A 19,482-nucleotide genomic window follows, 5' to 3' on the forward strand; every position below is an offset into this window, starting at 1 on the left:
CCTCATGTCGAACCCTTCCCTTCTTATCCTGCCCGGTGACGGGATCGGCCCCGAAGTCATGGCCGAGGTGAAACGCATCATCGACTGGTACGGCGCAAAGCGCGACATGGTGTTCGACGTCAGCGAAGATCTGGTGGGTGGGGCGGCCTATGACGCGCATGGCACGCCGCTGCATGACGACACCATGGCCAAGGCGCAGGAAGTGGATGCGGTGCTTCTGGGTGCCGTCGGCGGTCCGAAATACGACAGTCTGGATTTCAGCGTGAAGCCCGAGCGCGGCCTGCTGCGCCTGCGCAGGGAGATGGACCTTTTCGCAAACCTGCGCCCCGCGCAGTGCTTTGATGCGCTGGCGGATTTCTCATCGCTGAAGAAAGACGTGGTCGCGGGCCTTGATATCATGATCGTCCGCGAACTGACTTCTGGCGTGTATTTCGGTGAACCTCGCGGGATCTTCGAGGAAGGCAACGAACGCGTGGGCATCAACACCCAGCGTTACACGGAAAGCGAGATCGACCGGGTTGCACGGTCTGCCTTTGAACTGGCGATGCGGCGGGGCAAGAAGCTGTGTTCGATGGAAAAGGCCAACGTGATGGAAAGCGGCATCCTGTGGCGTGAGGTCGTCACACGGGTCGGCGCGGATTATCCGGAGGTCGAGCTGAGCCACATGTATGCCGACGCAGGTGCAATGCAGCTGACCCGCTGGCCCAAGCAGTTCGACGTCATTGTCACCGACAACCTCTTTGGCGATCTCCTGTCCGATCTGGCCGCGATGCTGACCGGATCGCTGGGCATGCTGCCTTCGGCATCGCTGGGCGCGCCGATGGCCAATGGCCGTCCCAAGGCGCTGTACGAGCCGGTGCACGGATCGGCCCCCGACATTGCAGGGCAAGGCAAGGCCAACCCCATCGCCTGTATCCTGAGCTTTGCGATGGCGCTGCGCTATTCCTTTGATGCCGGTGCCGAAGCGGACCGTCTGGAACAGGCCGTTGAGAAGGTGCTGGCCGATGGCGTACGCACAGCCGATCTTCTGGGCGAAGAAGGCGTGGCACCCGTGTCGACCACGGAAATGGGCGACGCGATCCTCGCGGCGCTGGACGCAAGCCTCTAAGCCTGTGGCCGCACCCCGTCGCGGCCATTATACCGCTTGCAAATTCAAATGACCGGCGCTACTCACCGCGCCACGGTCGGAGTGTAGCTCAGCCTGGTAGAGCACTGTCTTCGGGAGGCAGGGGCCGGAGGTTCGAATCCTCTCACTCCGACCAAATCCAATAATGCCTGCGTTTAGCGATCCGCGCTTTTCAGGAAGCGGAACAGTTCCAGATTGAACGCATCCGGCTGGTTGAAGAACGGCGCATGACGGCCGTTGGGAATGTCCTGGGGCGAGCCATTCCAAAGATTTCCGTATTTCAGCCGCGCGATGTAGTCGTGGTTCAGGAAGGGATCGTCGCTGCCATTCAGAATGGCGAAGGGAATGCGCCCCTCGCGCAGCATCCGCATCTGGCGCGGCCAGTCCACCACGCCCAACCGGCCCAGCATGTAGAACCGCGCGCGCCCGTCGGTGCGGCGCAAGTTCCGGTGGAGGAAAGCTGATTCTTCGGAAATCGGGGCGGTCGCACTGTTGGCATAATTGTCTGACTCCGTGCGCGAGAAATACTGCTTGCTTGCCAGCACCAGATGGGAATCCGGATTATAACCACGCCCGAAATCATCCGGCACCATATTCAGCGGAGAGGTCCCGGTGATGCCCAGCGCCTTGACCGTGATATTCCCGCGCGCCGCAAGCTCCAGCGCGACATAGCCACCCAGAGACCAGCCAAAGACATAGACTTCGGAGATGCCGCAATCGGCCAGAACAGTCTCGGCAATCTCGGCATAGGCGGGGATGTTGTAGCTGGTTTCGGGATCGGCGTTGGACGACACCCCGTGGCCCGGATAATCGAACGAGATCACGCGATAGGCGTCTGAAAACGCGCGGAATTGTTTGCAGAACGCCTCTTTGCAGGCGGAATTGCCGTGCAGGAACAAAAGCGCCGGTTTGTCGCCACCTGTATCTGCAATCGCGATGCTGCCATGAGGCGTTTCCAACATGCGTTCCGGGGCACCGGTCAGCGCCTCCCGGGCGGGGCGTTCGCGCCGCCGCCAACGGGCCATCAGGCTGGTGCGCGCTCCATCAGCGGCCTGCCGCAGTTCCTGCAACGCAGCCCAGAGACCGCCGGGATAGAACACGACGATCAGAATGATCGCCAGCGCGATGATGATGTTTTGCCAGGCGCCAAAACCGCTGAGCCATTCACTGGCGACCGAAATGGCAAACGCCGCCAGAACCGGGCCCCAGATCGTACCCGCGCCGCCCACCAGCAGGATCGACAGAAGCAGGGTCAGAAACCCGATCCCGAACGCATCGGGTGAGGCCACGCGCAGATAGGCCGCGTAAAACGCACCCGCCATACCGGTGAACACCGCACTGGCCATCAGGGTCAGGGCACGGGTCCGGGCCTCGGATATTCCGCGGGCAATGGCATAGTATTTGTTGTCACGCAGCGCGACGATAGAGCGGCCCAGGCGCGATCGGGTCACCCAGTACAGAAAGCCAAGATTGGCCACCAGCAGCGCCAGCCCGACAAAGTAATACCCGATCCGCCCGTCGCGGGAGAGGCGATAATCCCCGATGGTCAGCGTCGGCAGGGTGACCATGCCTGAAGTGCCACCGGTCACATCCGACGAAGAGATGACGACCAGATAAATCAATTGGCTCAGCGCGATGGTGACCAGGATCACATAAATCCCGTCCAGCCTGAGAACCGGCAAAGCGATCAGCAGCGCAACGAATGCGGCCGTGCCCCCACCCGCCAGGATCGACAGCCATGGCGAAAAGCCCAGTGTCTTGGCCAGGATTGCGTAAGTGTAGATGCCGACCGCAAACAACGCCACATGGGCAAAGTTGAACAGCCCGCCAAATCCCAGGCTCAGATCCCAGCTGGTGGCAACGATGGCAAAGACAAAGGCCAGGATGACCACGTGGCGGAAATAGGTGGCATCGAAAACAAACGGATACACGATCAGCGCAGCCAGCGCGATCAGCAGCGGCAGCAAGCCCTGGGTTCGGTGGAGGGACGGATCATAGCGCATGTCAGAGCGTTCTTTGATATTTGCCGAACAGCCCCTCGGGCTTGATCAGCAAGACGACAATCATGGTCAGGAAAAGGACCGCAGGCGCCCAATAGAGGCCAAAGACATAGATCGAGAAGGCTTCAAGCAAGCCGATGATGAAGGCCGCATAGATCGGGCTGGAAAACCGGGCGATCCCGCCAAAGATCACGACGATCAGCGCTTTCATCAGCGGTTCTGCCCCCATGGCGGGGTTCATGAAGCGGATCGTGCCGACAAAGACACCGGCAAGTCCTGCAGTGACAGCAGACAGTCCGAAGGCCAATGCGAAATAGATCGGGACATCCAGCCCCAGAAGCTGCGCCGCTTCCCTGTTCTGCGACACCGCCCGCATCGACCGGCCCGGGCGTGTGTATCTGAGGAACAGGCCCAGACCAATCAGGATCGCCAGCACGACGACCAGCAAAAGAACCTCGGACCAGGCAAGCTGAAACTCGGCCACTGCGACGGTGCCTTCGACCAATTCCGGGATCTGCTTCGATCTCGGCCCCCAGATCAGCAGCAAGGCGTTTTCCAGAATGGCGGAACCGGCCAGCGTGGTAATCACCGTGATCAGGACGACATCGGCGCGCCGCTCGAACGGTTTGACCAGCAGAAAATGGATGACGGCCCCGATGGCAAACATCACCCCCGTCGTCACCGCCAGCGCCAGACCCAGCGGCAGGCCGTATGCATCCGCACTGGCGAATTGCCAGGCGACATAGGCTCCCAACGCGATGAATGCGCCATGTGCAAAGTTGAAAATGCCCAGCGTCGTCCAGACCAGCGACAAACCCGTGGCCATAAGCGCATAGAGCGCGCCCAGCACCAGCCCGCCCTTGATGATCGAGAAAAGGGTGATCGGATCCATCAGGTCACCTCTCCGAAAAGCATGGCCATCAGGCCCTCGTGGCCGGGTATCTCATCCCGCTCCATCACGCGGGAAATGCGTCCGTGGTCGAACAGGTAAAGCCGGTCGATAATCCGTTCGAGGAACGCCACATCCTGGTCAATCAGGATGATCGGCAGGCCGGTTTCGCGCACAGTGACAATGGCGTCACACAGCTCGGACCGAACCTTGGGTGACAGGCCCAGGGTCGGTTCATCCAGGATCAGCATGCGCGGGGCCGACAGCAGACCGGCCGCGACAGACACCATCTGCCGCTCCCCACCCGACAGAAACCGGATCTTGTGGACCAACCGCTCGGACAGACGGGGGAAAAGGCCCAGAACGTCCGCACGGCTCCACCCCTGCCTGCCGGATGCGGCACGGGTCGAGATCGACAGGGTCTCGTCCACAGTCAGCTCCGGAAACAGCAGATTGCCTTGCTGCACATGAATCAGCCCCGCCCGCGCGACAGTCTTGGGATCCATCCGGCGGCGCGTGATCGCATCATAGTTGAAGTTCTGCCAGCGGCGGCTGCCACGCGCGCCGGAGCGGTTCATCTGCTGGCCGTCAAAGCGGATATCGCCGCTCCACGGATCAATCAGGCCGCTGAGCGTTTTCAGAAGCGTTGTCTTGCCGTGGCCATTGGGCCCGAAAATGCCAATGCTTTCGCCCGCACCGACCGACAGGTTGATATCGCGGAAGATCTGGACCGGGTCATACCCGCCAGAAAGGTCTGTCACTTGCAGGATCGGATCAGCCATGCGCGACCCCCAGATAGGCTTCAACCACCTTGGCATCGGCAATCACCACCCGTGGAGCGCCCGATGCAATGACACGCCCCTGATCCAGAACGATCAAGCGATCGGACACCTCCATCAGAAGGGACAGGACATGTTCGATCAGAACGACCGTCACACCCGAGGCGCGGATCGCCAGGACAATATCGCGCATCCGGTCAATCTCAGGTCCGGTCAGGCTGGAGGCGGGTTCATCCATCAAGATCACCCGCGGCTTCAGCGCCAGGGCCGAGGCGATCATCAACTGCTTGCGATAGAAAATCGGCACCCCACCAGCGAGCATATTGTGCATGGTCGGTGGGTACCCGACCAGATCAAGGATCTGGCCCGCCCGCGCGACCTGCTGATCGAACTGCAGCTTGGGCGCATGTGCCTCCACGGCGACAAGCACATTGTCGACCGCGCTGAGGGACGCAAACACGTTTTCCCGCTGGAAGGTGCGTGCAACGCCAGAAAGCGCGATAGCATGTGCGCCCAGCCCGCCAAGGCTGCGCCCGTCCAACGCAACCTCTCCGGCGGTAGGGCCGAAGGGGACTTTGGTGATGATGTTGAACAGCGTGCTCTTGCCGCTGCCATTCGGGCCGGCGATGCCCAGGATTTCCCCGGGATGCACGTCAAAGCTGACATCATCGACGGCCTTTAGGCCGCCAAAATGCTTGGTCAAGCCACGGGCTGAGAGAAGCGGTTCGGACATGGGTGCAAAAGCCCCCGCCGCGCTTGGGCGCAGCGGGGACACCTTCATTGAGTTCAGTTGCCGCTCACCCAGGGCGGCAGGCGGAATTCGCCATTGGCGAATTTCTCCGGGCCGACCAGAACGCGTTCACCGTCCCACAGCTGCCAGAAGGACACCGGGATGTGGTCATTGCTTTGCAGGGCAACATGGGTTTCGGGGTCGAACTCGATATTCCCGGCGACAGTCTCTTGCTTGATGCTACCGATGGCCTTGCCGATCGCGGTGCGGTCTGTCGGATCGCCGACTTGTTCCAGCGCCATGAAGTACATGTTGGTCATCTCATAAAGGCCCACACCATAGGCCCCGGATTCAATACCGAACTTGTCGCGATATTCCTGCATCAGCTGCTGACCGCGCGGCCATTTCGGTGAATCGAGCGGGCCGCCGATCAGGTTGTACAGAACACCTGTGGACTGATCGCCTGTCAGCTCGACGAATTCCGGGACCGAGGGCGCATATTGCAGGAAGACAAGGCTGTCGGTCGGGTTCTCAAGGAATTGCCTATGGAACAGGGCCGAGTTTCCGGGGATGTAATCGGTATTGATCACCAGGTCGGGATTGGTTTCGTTCACCTTGGCAAGGATGACCTTCCAGTCACTGACTTCTCCAAAAGGGACCAGTTCATCGACGACAACGTCCCATCCGCCTTCGGTGAAGGACAGTTTCACCCCCTCCGAGATGGTCTTGGAATAGGGGTTGTCCGACGAAATGATCGCAACCGTCTTGCTGTCCAGCGTGACTTTGCCCGCTTCTGCAAGGCTTTCCACCATGGGCAGAACATCGGTTTCATAACCTTTGAAAGACGCGGTGTAGGACCAGCAGCAGGTATAGTAATCGGGATCCTGGCTGACGATAGCCGCAAAGCCCGGACTGGGCCCAGCCGCGATATAGGGCATGTTTTCTTCGGCCATCAAGTCGACTTCGAACATCGACAGGCTGGCATATCCGGTCAGGATCACCTCGACCCCGTCCGTGCCCAGAAGGCGTTCAACCGCGCTTGAGACATTTGCGGCCGAGTGGTCTTTGACATCGGCCACTTCGATTTCGAACGTGTATCCGGCCACGCCCCCCTTGGCGTTGGCTTCCTCTACGGCCCATTGCACGCCGCGCAGGAATTCTTCCCCATCTGACGCGGTCGGTCCGGTCAGAGGGGCAAGGACGCCGATCTTCATGACCTCGGCCGATGCCGCCCCTGCACCCAGCGCAAGCAGGCTGACCGTCGCCAGCGCCAGTGATTTTGAGTTCAGTGTTTTCATTGCGAAAATCTCCCTGTTGTGGGGAAAGGATCGCGCGGCACCTGAATTCGGCACAACTGGCAAATCTTGCAAAAAGAACGCCCTTGGCCAACAATCACGTCCAAAGATGGACCCAACACTGGGTGGCATCGGAGATCACATGACCGCACAACTGGGACAGATCAGTTTTTTCGACAGGGCCACCGACATCCCGCTGGCCGCGTTCCAGGGCGAGATCGACGGCTTTCTTGCCCGGCATGATCTGCACCATTACAGCTTTGTTCAGCTCATACGCGGGGCCAACCAGCAGAAGGCGCAGGATCTGAACCTGCATACCAACTACGACGGGGCCTGGATCGAACGGTACACCAGCCGCCGCTATGACCAACTGGACCCGGTCTGCGATTTGGGACGGAAAGCGAAGGCTCCTTTCTGGTGGGGTGGGGCGAAATTTCTGTCCGATTTCGAAAAGCGCCAAAGACGCGTTTTCTGGGAGGCTGAGGACTTCGGTATCGTTTACGGCGTATCCATCCCGGTACGGTCGATGGATGGATCAATGGGGCTGGTGTCCTTCACAGCCGGAAGCGCCAGCGACATTCGCGACATCTTGAGGGAAGCCGGGCCCGAGCTGCACGTGGCCGCCCATCAGATCACCGATCGCCTGATTGAGCGAAGTGACGAAGACGCGCCCGCGCACAGCCCGCTCAGCCCGCGCGAGCGTGAAAGCCTGATCTGGGTCGTTCAGGGCATGACCAGCGAAGAAATCGCCGAACGCATGTTGCTGTCAGTTTCGGCGGTTAACTACCATTTGGGCAACGCAACCCGGAAGCTGACGGCCCGGAACCGGCACCACGCTGCCTTGCTGGCAATGTCAAAAGGGCTGATTTGACCCAGGGCCTTGATCGCGCTCATGCCTCCTGCGCATCCGCCTTCACCTGTTCCATAACCACCGTGCGCGTCGGAAACGGAATATTGATGCCGGCTTCATCCAATGCTTCTTTCACCTTGCGCTTCATGTCCGCCTGATAGGCGAAGTAATCACCGCTGCTACACCACACGCGCGCAAGGAAATCGACACTGCTGCTTCCAAGATTATTGACCTGAAAGAAGGGCTCGGGCGTTTCCAGCGACCGCGGATCGGCCATGATCGTGTCACGAATGACTTTTTCGGCGAGAGCCAGATCAGCACCATAGCCAACGCCAAAAACCCATTCGGCACGCCGCTGGTTGTAACCAGAGTAGTTCTTGATCGTGTTCCCCCAAACTTCGGAGTTTGGGACGATCACCTTCACGTTCCCCATATCGGCCAGTTCGGTATAGTTCAACGTGATGTCTTTGACCGTTCCCATAACATCATTGATCTGAACGAAATCGCCGATTTTCAGAGGGCGGAACAGGATGATCATGACCCCCGCAGCGACGTTCGACAGAGTGCCCTGCAAGGCCAGACCTACCGCCAGACCGGCTGCACCGATCACCGCGATGATTGACGTCGTCTGAATGCCGAAGGTGTTCAGGATGAACAGGAACGTAAAGCCAAGTATGGTATAGCCGGCCAGATTGCTGAGGAAATTAAAGAGCGTACTGTCCAGCCGCGAGTGGCTTTCCCCAATGGCCCTGATCCGACGGCGCACGATACGCGACAAAAGCAGACCGACACACAGGATAAAGACAGCCGCGACGGTGTTTCCCAAGATCCCAAGAATGGCCTCAAGGGTCAGCAGATCGCTTATCGACGTCCCGTTGTAGATCTCCGCATCCAGCAGGCCCGTCAGCCTTTCCCAAAGGCCTTGTGCAATCTCGCTGCTCGTCTCGACGATTTCGTTTTCCATGCAATCTCTCCGTCCCGTGGGGGCAACCCCACGGGTATTTTCTTTCCTGGGTGTTCGGGGATTAGACTTTGATCGCTTCGCTGCTGGCAAAGAACATGGCTTGGCTCACGGCCGATTTCACCTGTTCTTCGGTATAGGGCTTGGTGATCAGAAATGCGGGCTCGGGCCCTTTGCCCGTAAGCAGACGTTCCGGGAACGCCGTGATAAAGATCACCGGGCAGTCCCCGTGTGTATCAAGGATCCTGTTTACCGCATCAATTCCGCTGGAGTTATCTGCAAGCTGGATGTCAGACAGGATCATGTCGAAATCCTGCGAGGCGGCCAGATCAATCGCACCTTTTTCCGTGCGTGCAATGCCAACAACATCGTGACCCAGATCCGACACCATGGATTCAAGATCCATGGCGATGATTGCCTCGTCTTCGATGATCAGAATACGCCCCGATACACTGCGCGCCATTTCTGCATAAGCGATGTCCACAAGCTCGGCCGCCTCTTCTTCTTCGACGCCAAGAATGCGCGCAATTTGTTCGACCCGGAACTCTTCGATTGTCCGCAGCAACAGTGCTTCACGCGTGTTCGGCGTAAGCTGGGCCAGCCTTTTCTGCGCCTGCTTTTCCAATCCCGTATCGGCCGATGATGGATCGACCGTTGCCCCCGTCGATGCCCAGATGTTGTGGAACGCACGGAAAAGGGCAACACGCAAATCGGTCTCTTGGCTGATAGGTGCCGGATCTGACAGAATTGCTTCCAACGTTGCCACAGCGAAGCTGTCTCCGCTCTGCTGCCGACCGGTCAGGGCACGTGCATAGCGCCGCAAATATGGCAGAAGGTCGCCGATTTCATTGGCAAGCTCATCACCAGTCAGTCCCGTCATTTTTTGTCTTCCTCAGAAAATTTGCTATTTCATGGAACCAAACGCCCCGTGATGCGTTTTGTTCCAAAGTAGGGCAAAAAAAGTGATGGCACAGAAAATGGCTAAACCGGAGCATCCGCGGCGCAACCGGAGAGATCTCGACGATGAGATCGATCAGAACCTGAAACGGGCCTTTGACAAGGTCGCGGAAGAGCCGCTTCCCTCCCGCTTCACGGACTTGCTGGAGCAGCTTCGCAATACAGAAGCCGGAGGTAAGTCATGAGCGATCCCAAGGAAGAAATTGTTGAACACATCGGTGCGATGCGCGCCTTCGCCATCAGCCTGTGCCGCAACTCCGCGACCGCAGACGATGTTGTGCAGGATGCCTTGGTCAAAGCCTGGAGCAATCTGGACAAGTTCCAGCAAGGCACCAACATGCGAGCGTGGCTGTTCACGATCGTCCGCAACACATATTTCTCTCTTCACCGGAAACGGAAGCGCGAAGTCGAAGACGTTGACGGCGTAATGGCTGAAAAACTGTCCCAAAAGCCTGAACATGACGGCAAACTGGTCTTGCGCGACTTTTCACAGGCTTTCGATCAGCTGACCGATGATCAGCGCGAGGCGCTGGTTCTGGTTGGGGCACAAGGCTTCTCCTATGAGGAAGCGGCCGAGACCTGTGGCGTCGCTCTGGGCACTATCAAAAGCCGGGTGAATCGCGCCCGCGCCCGCCTGATCGAGCTGATGGATATGGACGAAACCGAATCGATCGACATCACGGACGCCGTGACCACCGGCGTGGTTCAATCCCGACCCGCGGCATGAGAGAGGCCGCATGCAGCGCCCTCAACGCCTGACGGTATATCTGGCCGCATTAATGACGGTGGCCCTTTTGCCATTGGGTGTCATCTCACTTCTTCAGACGCGGGCCGTGATTCTGGATGCTGACCAGCTGTCGCGGAACCTGGTCCTGGCGCGCACCGTTGCAGCGGCCGGACTGGACCGGGAGTTGCTGCAACGCGCGCGCGGGGCGGCCAAAGCGCTGGGCGTTTCCATCGTCAACGATGATCTGGACGATGCGGCGTGCAACAACCTCATGCGATCCTATCTGAATGCTCAGGAGACATTCGTTCTGGCCGCGTGGATCGACACCTCGGGGCGGATGACGTGCTCATCCAGCGGAGGATCTTTCGACTTCTCATCATCTGACCGCTTCCAAACGATGATGGAAAACCCGGAACTGACCTTCGAGCTGACGCTTTCCGGGGCGGTGACCGGGCAATCCGTGATTATCGTAACCCAACCGGCTTTCGACGGGGGCAATCTGGCGGGCTTTGTTTCCCTGTCCATCCCTCTGCGGCTGTCTGTGGATGAAGCCGATCAGGATTATGCAGATAGCGGTATCGCAATCGCGTTGGTCAACAAGAGCGGAGAGGTGCTTGCCTCGAATGTTGCGATGGAAACGCTGGGGTCCCTGCTGCCGTCCACGGGGATCAAGACCGCTCTTGAGCAAACGGGTGAGCACACCTTCTTTGGAACGAGCTTTCGCGGCGAACGTCGGCTCTTTGCCTTTTCGGAACTTTTGCACGACGAGGTAGCGGTCATCGGCAGCTGGCCAATGGATGCAGTGCCGTCATCAGTGACACCCATCAATGCAGGTCTGACACTTATGTTCCCGATCCTGATCTGGTTGGCGGGCTTGGCCATTGCCCTGTGGGGTTTGCACCGGCTGGTGATCCGGCACCTGAACGAATTGCGTTCGGCCTTGCGCCGTTTCGCCCTGGGCGAGCGCGGCCAGGTCCTCAATCTGGACAGCAGTACACAGGAATTCGAATTCATACAAAAATCTTTCAACCGGATGGTGATCCTGATCGAAGAAGGCGAACGCCAGAAAGAGCAGGATTTGAAAGAAAAAACCCTGTTACTGCGGGAGGTTCACCACAGGGTGAAGAACAACCTCCAACTGATTGCTTCCATCATGAATATGCATTTGCGCAACGCCAACACATCCGAGACGCGGCGCATGCTCACGCAGTTGCAGCGCCGGGTGCGCGGTTTGGCGATGGTTCACCACACGATGAACAACACATCCGAAATGGTCACCGTCGATACACAGATCCTGGTCGAACGCCTTGTGAACGAGCTGGGACAACGCCCACCGATCAACGGAAATCCAGTTGGGACACAAATCGACGCCGTCTCGGTCAGGCTGAACCAGGATCAATCCGTCACGCTTTCCATGCTGTTGGCCGAAGCGCTAACGAACGCAGTCAAGTATGTTGGTGTGCCGCCGGGCGGCAAACCCGAAGTGGCGGTCACGCTGGAAGAGTTGCCGGAAGACCGGCTGCGCCTCGTCGTATTCAATACGCGCGGCACCACAGATGATACCGACGACGACTCCGAACTGTCTGCCAGCGGGGGGATCGGTCAACGCCTGATGAAAGCGTTTGTGAGCCAGCTGGACGGCACTCAGCAGGTCCATGAGACGGAAAGCGACTACACACTGGAAGTTGTTTTCAGGGTCGAAGCCGTCACACGTGAAGAACCGCCAGCCCTGACGGAAGAAATGTCCTGACCATGTTTGCTAAAGCGGCCCTTTGCGGTGCGCTGGGTTGCTGCCTGAACGCAAAAGACTGCCGTCTGTGGCCGCCTTAGCTTCATAACCGTTAGCCGTGGCGCGGGGCTGCTTTCGGCCCGAAGATTAGCCAGAAGATAAAGCCCAGGACAGGCAGAATAAGCACGAAGAGGATCCACAAGATTTTTGTTCCTGTGCCGGCAGCGGAGCCGACAATCGAAACGATAGCCCAGATGGATAGAACCAGGACGATAAGCCCGCCAATACCATAAATCTCAACCATGAGTTTTCCTCCTCATCTGTGTCTGCAAGTAAATCCGATAAAGCGCCATTAACTGCCGGACCCAGACTCGATCATCTGCGGCCCTGCTGTAGTTGCAGCATCATCGTCATCCGCTGCGCTGAAGAAAATCGTCAGGAACATGACAACGCCAAATGCGACGGCAATGGCGATGCCAACAAGTGGTCCCTTATGACGTTTCGTTTGCGTTTCGACATTTGTGTCAGGTGCTGACATGGAAAACTCCTTCGTTCGTTATCTGTTATCAATCAACGCGTCACGCCCCGCAAAGTTCCAATATTAGTTCGGTGACATACATCGAAATGCAATCAACCCGTCAGAAGAAGCTATGGATTTGGTTTATTTTCAATGACTTATACAAGTCCCGGAACTTTTTCGCCATGTCTGCGTTTGTCACAAGACAATTATCAGGAGACATTGAGTGACTGACACATCGTCTGACAAGAATGCAGAACTGGTGCGCGAGGAGCGCGAAAAAGAAGCCGTTGAAGAGGCATCCGGACTTTCTCCCCGTCTGATATTCGAAACGATCCGCCGCAATGGCGAAGAAGAGTTGGAAAGGCCGGTCCGTGCCCTTTTCTGGTCGGGTGTTGCCGCCGGTGTGCTGATCAGCTTCTCGGTACTGGGCGAAGCGTATCTGCGCGCGCATCTGCCTGATGCTGAATGGCGCTATATCGTCGAAAATCTCGGCTATTCACTCGGGTTTCTGCTGGTCATTCTGGGGCGGATGCAGCTGTTCACGGAAAACACGATTACGACCGTTGTGCCCGTTATGATACACCCAACCAGCACCTGCATCTGGCGCACGGCCCGATTGTGGGGAATTGTACTGGCCGCAAACATCGTCGGCGCCTTCATCATCGCGTCTTTCCTTGTGCACACGCCCGTGCTCACAGATGAACTGCTGTCGGTCGTCAATGACCTCAGCCGCCACGCAACCGGCATGCCCCCAGCAGAGGGTCTAATGCGTGGCATTCCGGCAGGCATCCTGATCGCGGCGATTGTGTGGATGCTGCCGTCTGCGCTCAACAACGAGGTCTTGTTGATCGTGATTTTCACATGGCTGATCGCGCTTGGCGATTTCACTCACATCATCGCCGGCTCGGTCGAAATGGCCATCCTGATGGTGCAAGGATTGCTACCCGCGGGGCAGGCTGTATTCGGATTTTTTCTGCCCGTTCTGATCGGCAATGTCCTTGGTGGAACCGCCGTTTTCACGATGCTGACCTATGCGCAGATCAAACCGGAAATAGAATAACAGAAAGGGCACTTCTTCAGAGTGCCCTTTCTCTTTATCTCTCTTCTTTTTCCGATTTTCTTTCGGAAGGGAAAAGATCCTTCTTGATGTCTTCCGTATTCTGCTTCCCGACAAACGCCCACAACAGGACGGCGGCAAATGTCAGGCCGGCAAATACAGGAATTAGAACCTCTGCCGACATGTTGACCTCCTTTGGCTGAAACGCGCGGAACCGGCTGACGAATTGGCCGCAGGACCTGAATTTCGTTGGGAAGGCGCGGTGAGATACCGGTCTTCCAGGGTCATGTTCCGCGCTTGTTCGGCTGACCCCGCGAAAACCGAACGCAGATGTGCGTCCGTGCACCAGGAAAAGATTATCGCCGCATGCGTTTTTGGCATTTCCACGTTCCTTCCGTAGAGTGAACGCAAAAGAATTCCTTAAGTTCCACCGGACGTTCGGAACAATCAACGCGGTTAAACGTTCATGATGCATCCACAAACAGTGAAAGGGTTTTGACATGTTGTATTGGGCCGTTGTTTTCTTTGTTCTTGCCATCATTGCCGGCGTCTTCGGGTTCGGCGGTATTGCATCCGCCTCAGCCGGGATCGCTCAGATTCTGTTCTTCGTTTTCCTCGTCCTGCTGGCCTTTGCGATCATTGCCCGACTTCTGCGTGGCGCCAGCCGCTGAAGCACTTCCAGGTTTCCACAAACTAAGGGGCCTACGGGCCCTTGTTTTTTGAAAGGAAGATGAAATGGACAGAGCTACGGCATTGACCGACACATTCCTCAGCAAGATTGACGGTGACGCCGCCGCCCAACCGAATTTCTGGCAGGCGCTGGAAGAAGTGGCGCGGGACGTCCTGCCAATCGAAAAGGCACATTCCGAGTTCGCCAAAGCACGCGTTTTGCACCGATTGGCCGAACCGGACCGCATCCTGTCCTTCCGCGTCGTGTGGGAAGATGACGCGGGCGACGTTCAGATCAACCGCGCATGGCGCGTGCAGGCATCGAATGCGATAGGGCCTTACAAGGGCGGGCTGCGCTTTCACCCGGATGTCACTGTCGACACGCTGAAATTCCTGGCCTTCGAACAATGCTTCAAGAACGCGCTGACCGGGTTGCCTCTGGGCGGCGCCAAGGGCGGCGCGAATTTCGACCCCCGGGGCCGGTCGAACGCGGAAATCATGCGTTTCTGCCAGGCGTTGATGCGTCAGATGGCGCGGTTCATCGGCCCGGATCTTGACGTTCCCGCGGGTGACATCAACGTCGGCACGCGCGAGATCGGGTACCTGTTTGGGGCCTGGCGGCAATTGTCAGACAGCTATGCCGCTGCACTGACCGGCAAGGGGCTGTCCTATGGCGGCTCACAGATGCGCATCGAGGCAACAGGATATGGTCTGATCTATTTCGTGGCCTGCATGCTTGCGGAACAGGGCAAAGGCCTAGACGGCCAGCGCATCGCGATTTCGGGCCGTGGTAATGTGGCCACCCACGCTGCCGGGAAGGCCATCGACCTGGGCGGCACTGTCATAACGCTCTCTTCCACCAGCGGAACGCTGTACGCCCCTGACGGTCTGACAAAAGAGGCGGTGGAGTGGGTGCAAGAACGCAAAGCCGCAGGCGAAGAGATGAACGCGCCGCCGACATCCCTGGGTGCCAGCTTTCACGCCGACAAGACACCATGGGAGTTTGAACCAGACATCGCCCTGCCCTGCGCCACGCAGAACGAATTGACCCGTGACATGGCGTGCATGCTGGCAGAAGCAGGAACGCAATTGGTCGCCGAAGGGGCGAATATGCCGCTGACATCTGACGCGGCAGCGTTGCTTGCCAGGAAAGGCATTCCCCGCGCACCGGGCAAAGCGGCCAATGCCGGCGGCGTTGCGGTCAGCGGGCTCGAGATCTCGCAGAATGCGCACGGTCGGTATCTTTCAGCAGACGAGGTAGACCGCGCATTGAAAGACATCATGCAGACAATCCATTCCCGCGTTGCCGAAGAAGGGCGGAAAGATGGTCAGATCGACTATCAACTGGGCGCCAACATTGCGGCCTATCGCAAGCTGGCCAAAGCCATTGCGGAACAGGGCATTGTTTAAGGAGGCAGGAATGAAAGATACGGACGACACAGAACAGACCGGGGCGGACCTGCTGATTGCCTGCCTCGAGGCAAACGGCATCGACACCGCATTCGGTGTGCCCGGCGAAGAAACAACCGACCTGATGCGCGCGATCGACCGATCCTCCATCGACTTCGTTTTGTGCCGGCACGAACAATCGGCGGCTTTCATGGCATCGGTACACGGCCGCATCACGGGCAAGCCCGCTGTCTGCCTGGCCACATTAGGCCCGGGCGCCACGAACCTGGTCACGGGTGTGGCAGACGCCACGCTGGACCATGCGCCGCTGATTGCACTGACCGGGCAAGGCGCGCGGAACCGGCTGGGGCTTCAAAGCCATCAGATCATCGACCTTGAAGCGCTGTTTCAACCGGTAACCAAGCAAAGTCGCACGCTGTCCGTTCCTGAAGAGATCCCGCAAGCGGTTGCAGAAGCCGTGCGCCTGTCGATCGATGAAACCCCGGGCGCGGTACATCTGTGCCTTCCGGAAGATGTCGCGGGAATGAAGACCTCTGGCACAGCGCACAGCGCCGCCGCTTCACCCATGTCGGTGGCGGAGGAAGCAGGCCTGCAAAAGGCCGCAAAACGCATTGGGGGCGCGGAACGGCCGGTCATTGTCGCAGGTCATGGGGTGGTTCGCGCGGGCGCCGCGAAGGGTATCGAGGCGTTGGCCACGCACATCTCTGCACCTGTCCTGACCAGCTTCATGGCTAAAGGCGTCATGCCGGCCGATCATCCGCTGTGCTTCCACACTGTGGGTCAACCGCAGGACGACCTTGCCGATGATGTGCTGTCTCATGCCGATCTGATCATCGCCATCGGCTTTGACGCCGTTGAGTACCCGCCGGAGGCGCTGACCCGTGGCGGCCAGATTGAGGTTGTACATATCTCCGAAACCGCACCCGAGGCGAACCCAGGTTGGCCAATGGCGCAGGCCGTCTTGGGCGAGCTGCAAGACGCTGTGGACAGGCTGCGACAGGCTCTGCCCAGCCGCGCGTTGCCGGATGCGTTTGCAGACGTGAAAACCCGCATCGACGCGTCATTGGCCAAGACACTCACAGACCCATCCGACAGGTGCATGGCGCCGCAGGATATTTGCCGCGTTGTCTCGGACGCCTTGCGGCCCGAAGACACTGTGTTGTCCGGCGTCGGGTTGCACAAGCTTTGGATCGCGCGGAACTTGCAGGCGCGCCGCCCGGGTCAAATCATCATCCCGAACGGACTGGCGGGAATGGGGCTTGCCCTGCCCGGCACGATTGCCGCCGCGCGGTTGTCGCCCAAAGGCCGGGTCATTGCCATCTGTGGCGATGGCGACTTCCTCATGAACCTGCAGGAGATGGAGACCGCCGCGCGCCTGTGCCTGCCCGTAACCGTCATGGTCTGGGAAGATGGCGGGCTGGGCCTGATCGACGAAAAGCAAAGCGACGGACAGCAATTTGCTTTTGGCAATCCCGATTGGTCGGCGCTTGCGCAGGCTTTCGGGTGGGTTTTCTGCGATGTCACGTCCTTTGACCAACTGGAGCCAGCTTTGACCGCAGCGGCAGAGGCCGCCCTGCCGACCCTTCTGCGCGTCCGTGTGGATTATGCTCGTGCGGGCGGCATGCCCGGAAATGCCTCCTGACGTGCCGCAAAACAGGAACAATGCGGCCCGTCATGCGTTTATCTCACAAGCAATAGAAAGGAGCATGACATGACAGACGCATTGAAAGTTGTCCCCAGTTCGGATTCGGTTTCCACCGGCGTGCGCGATACCGGTGCACTGGCCGAAGGGCTGGCAAACGTGCTGGCCGACACCTATCGCCTGACATTCAAGACACATGCCTACCACTGGAATGTGGAAGGGCCGCTGTTCTATTCGATCCACAAGCTGACGGAAGAGCAGTATGAAAACATGTTCACCGCTGCTGACGAACTGGCAGAACGCATTCGCTCTTTGGGGCATCTCGCGCCGTCGCGGATGAACGACATTCTGCAGGCTTCGGTCATTGAGGACGTCGAAGACGAGCTGGATGCAGCAGGCATGATCGAAGATCTGGCCAAAGACCATGAACGCATCGCGCACCGGATGCATGCCCTGGTGGAGATGTCCGGTGGCCGCAAGGACGTGGTGACCGAAGACCTGGCTACCGAACGGTCGGCCTTCCACGAACAAGCCGCATGGATGCTGCGCGCGATCGCAAAATCCTGACGCGCATTGAAACTTTGGGCTTTCGAATTTCCCATCGAAGGCCGCAACCCGCCGGCCCCAGCCGGCGGGCTTTTTCGTCCCTGCATGAGTAGGTGCATTTAACGCGCCAGCGCTTCGATCTCATCCGGCGACAGATGGCTGACGTCGGCCCAGCTGCGCGATTTACCGGGGTTCAGCAGCCCCTTCGGATCCATCCGCTTCTTGACCGCCAGGTGCCGGAAATCGGGTTTCATCCCCCCGCCTTCCACCTGATAGGTATGGGCATCATAAACGGTGCATCCATTGGCGCGGTACAGCGCATCGACCGACCGCAATTCGCTTTCATCCTGCGTCCAGATGATTGGCAGATCAGACGCCGTGACTGCCCCCTCATAGCGCGAAAATTCGTGATGCATCCATGCGCGGCGCCCCAGTCTGGCATGCAATGCGGCCACGCGCTCCACGTCCGACGGGTCATTGACACCATATTGCTGATAGGTGGCGCTGCGATCCGATTTCAGAACCTGCAGCGTCGTGTGGTTCCAGCCGAATTCGAACACATGCGGAATGCCCGCGGCGGCGCGTTCCGCGTCATCCATGGAAAGCGCAACCGTACCTCCATGCGCCCGGATCAGATCGTGGAACGCATCCAGCTGTTCGCGCGGCACAAGGCTGACCATCAGATCACGGCCCTTGGGGATATGGCCTTCGAGCCGGGGGAAGTAAGCGGCAATCCTTGCGTCAACAACGCTGACCAGCTTGCGGTCAATATCCTGCCTGTTGGCCAGGGCATACCCCGCACGATAGGCGTCGGCATAGCTGTCGAACGTGGCCATGCAACTGATCCAGTCGCGCGTCGGCACGGTGCGCAGGGTCACTTCGGTAATGACTCCGTTCAGCCCCCAGGCATGGTGAATGCGCAGCACGTCTTCGCCCTGAAAGACATGCTCCACCGGCGTCTCTTCAACAGAAAGAGCACGGATTTCGCGGATGTTGCCCGGCTCCCGCAGGGGGCCATTGGCGACCGATCCGATGCCCGCAGAACCGCCAGCCACAAAGCCTCCAATCGTTGCGATATCCTGCGTTGAGGGGAACATAGTCATCTCGCGCCCATGTGCCTTGAGCGCCGCATTGATATCGGCCATCAGCGCCCCGGCTTCGACGCGAACGAAATCCGGCCCGATCTCGAGGATACGGCTCATCCCCAACGTCTCGATGATCAGCCCGCCATGCAACGGCACGGATTGTCCGTAATTCCCGGTCCCGCCACCGCGCAGCACAACGGGCGCGTTGTGCCCAAACGCAACCGACAGGCACTGCGCCAGCTCGTCCTTTGTCTTGGGCTGTGCCACCAGATCGCCAAAGGACCGCTTCAGCTGCGCGTTCAGCACCGGGGAATACCAGAAGAAATCGCGCGAGCGTTTCTTGACCAACACCGTCTCGTCGATGATCGCCACGGGCGCCAGGTCACGCTTCATCGCTGCCCAGTCAACTGCATCTGCATCGGGGGTAGGAACGGGTTTGGTCATTTGGGCAAGCTCCTCTGGTGATCAATACGAGACGGCGGGTGTTGCACCCGAGGTGGCCCGTTGAAC

General features: G+C 58.8%; 21 protein-coding genes and 1 tRNA gene. 11 read left to right on the plus strand and 11 right to left on the minus strand.

Features of this window, described 5'->3' with window-relative positions:
* Positions 1-4: 4 nt before the first annotated feature.
* Together leuB and TR61_RS02400 are read left to right on the plus strand one after the other, a co-directional pair.
* Positions 5-1,108 carry a 3-isopropylmalate dehydrogenase gene (gene leuB / locus TR61_RS02395; protein WP_050927945.1) on the plus strand — a complete coding sequence of 368 codons (1,104 nt, stop codon included), beginning with the start codon at positions 5-7 and terminating at the stop codon, positions 1,106-1,108.
* 77 nt (positions 1,109-1,185) lie between these two features.
* Positions 1,186-1,262: transfer RNA gene (locus TR61_RS02400), tRNA-Pro, on the plus strand.
* 19 nt (positions 1,263-1,281) lie between these two features.
* Here TR61_RS02400 and TR61_RS02405 read toward each other — a convergent pair.
* The 5 genes from TR61_RS02405 to TR61_RS02425 form a co-directional block, all read right to left on the minus strand.
* Complete coding sequence (locus TR61_RS02405; protein WP_050927946.1) at positions 1,282-3,129, minus strand: alpha/beta fold hydrolase; 1,848 nt, start codon at positions 3,127-3,129, stop codon at positions 1,282-1,284.
* A 1-nt stretch (position 3,130) separates the two neighbouring features.
* Entirely contained in the window at positions 3,131-4,018 is an 888-nt protein-coding gene (locus tag TR61_RS02410) for a branched-chain amino acid ABC transporter permease (protein ID WP_216595351.1), read from the minus strand.
* The gene (locus tag TR61_RS02415; protein WP_050927947.1) at positions 4,018-4,797 is read right to left on the minus strand and encodes an ABC transporter ATP-binding protein; all 780 of its coding nucleotides are present in this window, start codon (positions 4,795-4,797) and stop codon (positions 4,018-4,020) included. The genes TR61_RS02410 and TR61_RS02415 overlap by 1 nt, the downstream gene beginning before the upstream one ends.
* On the minus strand, positions 4,790-5,497 hold the full coding sequence (locus tag TR61_RS02420; protein ID WP_216595352.1) for an ABC transporter ATP-binding protein: 708 nt from the start codon (positions 5,495-5,497) through the stop codon (positions 4,790-4,792). Before TR61_RS02420 ends, TR61_RS02415 begins: the two co-directional genes overlap by 8 nt.
* Before the next feature lie 83 nt (positions 5,498-5,580).
* Complete coding sequence (locus TR61_RS02425) at positions 5,581-6,822, minus strand: ABC transporter substrate-binding protein (protein ID WP_050927948.1); 1,242 nt, start codon at positions 6,820-6,822, stop codon at positions 5,581-5,583.
* A gap of 106 nt (positions 6,823-6,928) precedes the next feature.
* On the opposite strand from TR61_RS02425, the gene TR61_RS02430 reads away from it, so the two are divergent.
* Positions 6,929-7,690 (plus strand): autoinducer binding domain-containing protein, encoded by a 762-nt coding sequence (locus TR61_RS02430; protein ID WP_050927949.1) that lies wholly within the window; start codon positions 6,929-6,931, stop codon positions 7,688-7,690.
* Between the two features lie 19 nt (positions 7,691-7,709).
* On the opposite strand, the gene TR61_RS02435 is transcribed toward TR61_RS02430, so the two are convergent.
* Both TR61_RS02435 and TR61_RS02440 read right to left on the minus strand, forming a co-directional pair.
* Entirely contained in the window at positions 7,710-8,633 is a 924-nt protein-coding gene (locus TR61_RS02435; protein WP_050927950.1) for a mechanosensitive ion channel family protein, read from the minus strand.
* A gap of 61 nt (positions 8,634-8,694) precedes the next feature.
* Positions 8,695-9,510 (minus strand): response regulator, encoded by an 816-nt coding sequence (locus TR61_RS02440; RefSeq protein ID WP_050927951.1) that lies wholly within the window; start codon positions 9,508-9,510, stop codon positions 8,695-8,697.
* An 85-nt stretch (positions 9,511-9,595) separates the two neighbouring features.
* On the opposite strand from TR61_RS02440, the gene TR61_RS19825 reads away from it, so the two are divergent.
* Genes TR61_RS19825 through TR61_RS02450 form a run of 3 tightly spaced genes read left to right on the plus strand, consistent with a single transcriptional unit; the run spans position 9,596 to position 12,064 of the window.
* On the plus strand, positions 9,596-9,772 hold the full coding sequence (locus tag TR61_RS19825; protein ID WP_157440802.1) for a NepR family anti-sigma factor: 177 nt from the start codon (positions 9,596-9,598) through the stop codon (positions 9,770-9,772).
* On the plus strand, positions 9,769-10,314 hold the full coding sequence (locus TR61_RS02445) for an RNA polymerase sigma factor (RefSeq protein ID WP_050927952.1): 546 nt from the start codon (positions 9,769-9,771) through the stop codon (positions 10,312-10,314). Before TR61_RS19825 ends, TR61_RS02445 begins: the two co-directional genes overlap by 4 nt.
* Positions 10,315-10,324: 10 nt before the next feature.
* Positions 10,325-12,064, plus strand: coding sequence for a sensor histidine kinase (locus TR61_RS02450; RefSeq protein WP_050927953.1), 1,740 nt, complete (start codon positions 10,325-10,327; stop codon positions 12,062-12,064).
* A gap of 91 nt (positions 12,065-12,155) precedes the next feature.
* On the opposite strand, the gene TR61_RS02455 is transcribed toward TR61_RS02450, so the two are convergent.
* Both TR61_RS02455 and TR61_RS02460 read right to left on the minus strand, forming a co-directional pair.
* Positions 12,156-12,347 (minus strand): PLD nuclease N-terminal domain-containing protein, encoded by a 192-nt coding sequence (locus TR61_RS02455; protein WP_050927954.1) that lies wholly within the window; start codon positions 12,345-12,347, stop codon positions 12,156-12,158.
* Positions 12,348-12,395: 48 nt separating this feature from the next.
* A complete protein-coding gene (locus TR61_RS02460; RefSeq protein ID WP_050927955.1) occupies positions 12,396-12,581 on the minus strand; it encodes a hypothetical protein in 186 nt (61 codons plus the stop codon).
* Between the two features lie 205 nt (positions 12,582-12,786).
* Between TR61_RS02460 and TR61_RS02465 the strand changes: the two genes are divergently transcribed.
* Entirely contained in the window at positions 12,787-13,623 is an 837-nt protein-coding gene (locus TR61_RS02465; protein WP_050927956.1) for a formate/nitrite transporter family protein, read from the plus strand.
* A gap of 34 nt (positions 13,624-13,657) precedes the next feature.
* Here the strand turns inward: TR61_RS02465 and TR61_RS19830 are convergent, their stop codons facing one another.
* Complete coding sequence (locus TR61_RS19830) at positions 13,658-13,804, minus strand: hypothetical protein (protein WP_157440803.1); 147 nt, start codon at positions 13,802-13,804, stop codon at positions 13,658-13,660.
* A gap of 316 nt (positions 13,805-14,120) precedes the next feature.
* On the opposite strand from TR61_RS19830, the gene TR61_RS19575 reads away from it, so the two are divergent.
* The 4 genes from TR61_RS19575 to TR61_RS02480 all read left to right on the plus strand — a co-directional run bounded on the left by TR61_RS19575 (position 14,121) and on the right by TR61_RS02480 (position 17,908).
* The gene (locus tag TR61_RS19575) at positions 14,121-14,291 is read left to right on the plus strand and encodes a DUF1328 domain-containing protein (protein ID WP_082181812.1); all 171 of its coding nucleotides are present in this window, start codon (positions 14,121-14,123) and stop codon (positions 14,289-14,291) included.
* A gap of 82 nt (positions 14,292-14,373) precedes the next feature.
* On the plus strand, positions 14,374-15,699 hold the full coding sequence (gene gdhA, locus TR61_RS02470) for an NADP-specific glutamate dehydrogenase (RefSeq protein ID WP_245626798.1): 1,326 nt from the start codon (positions 14,374-14,376) through the stop codon (positions 15,697-15,699).
* Between the two features lie 10 nt (positions 15,700-15,709).
* Positions 15,710-17,341, plus strand: coding sequence for an acetolactate synthase large subunit (locus TR61_RS02475; RefSeq protein WP_050927958.1), 1,632 nt, complete (start codon positions 15,710-15,712; stop codon positions 17,339-17,341).
* 69 nt (positions 17,342-17,410) lie between these two features.
* Positions 17,411-17,908: a Dps family protein gene (locus TR61_RS02480; RefSeq protein WP_050927959.1), complete on the plus strand. Its 498-nt coding sequence runs from the start codon at positions 17,411-17,413 to the stop codon at positions 17,906-17,908.
* 98 nt (positions 17,909-18,006) lie between these two features.
* Here the strand turns inward: TR61_RS02480 and TR61_RS02485 are convergent, their stop codons facing one another.
* Positions 18,007-19,416 carry an FAD-binding oxidoreductase gene (locus TR61_RS02485; RefSeq protein ID WP_050927960.1) on the minus strand — a complete coding sequence of 470 codons (1,410 nt, stop codon included), beginning with the start codon at positions 19,414-19,416 and terminating at the stop codon, positions 18,007-18,009.
* Positions 19,417-19,482 lie beyond the last annotated feature (66 nt).

Source organism: Aestuariivita boseongensis (assembly GCF_001262635.1).
In the GTDB taxonomy this organism is placed as follows: Bacteria; Pseudomonadota; Alphaproteobacteria; order Rhodobacterales; family Rhodobacteraceae; genus Aestuariivita; species Aestuariivita boseongensis.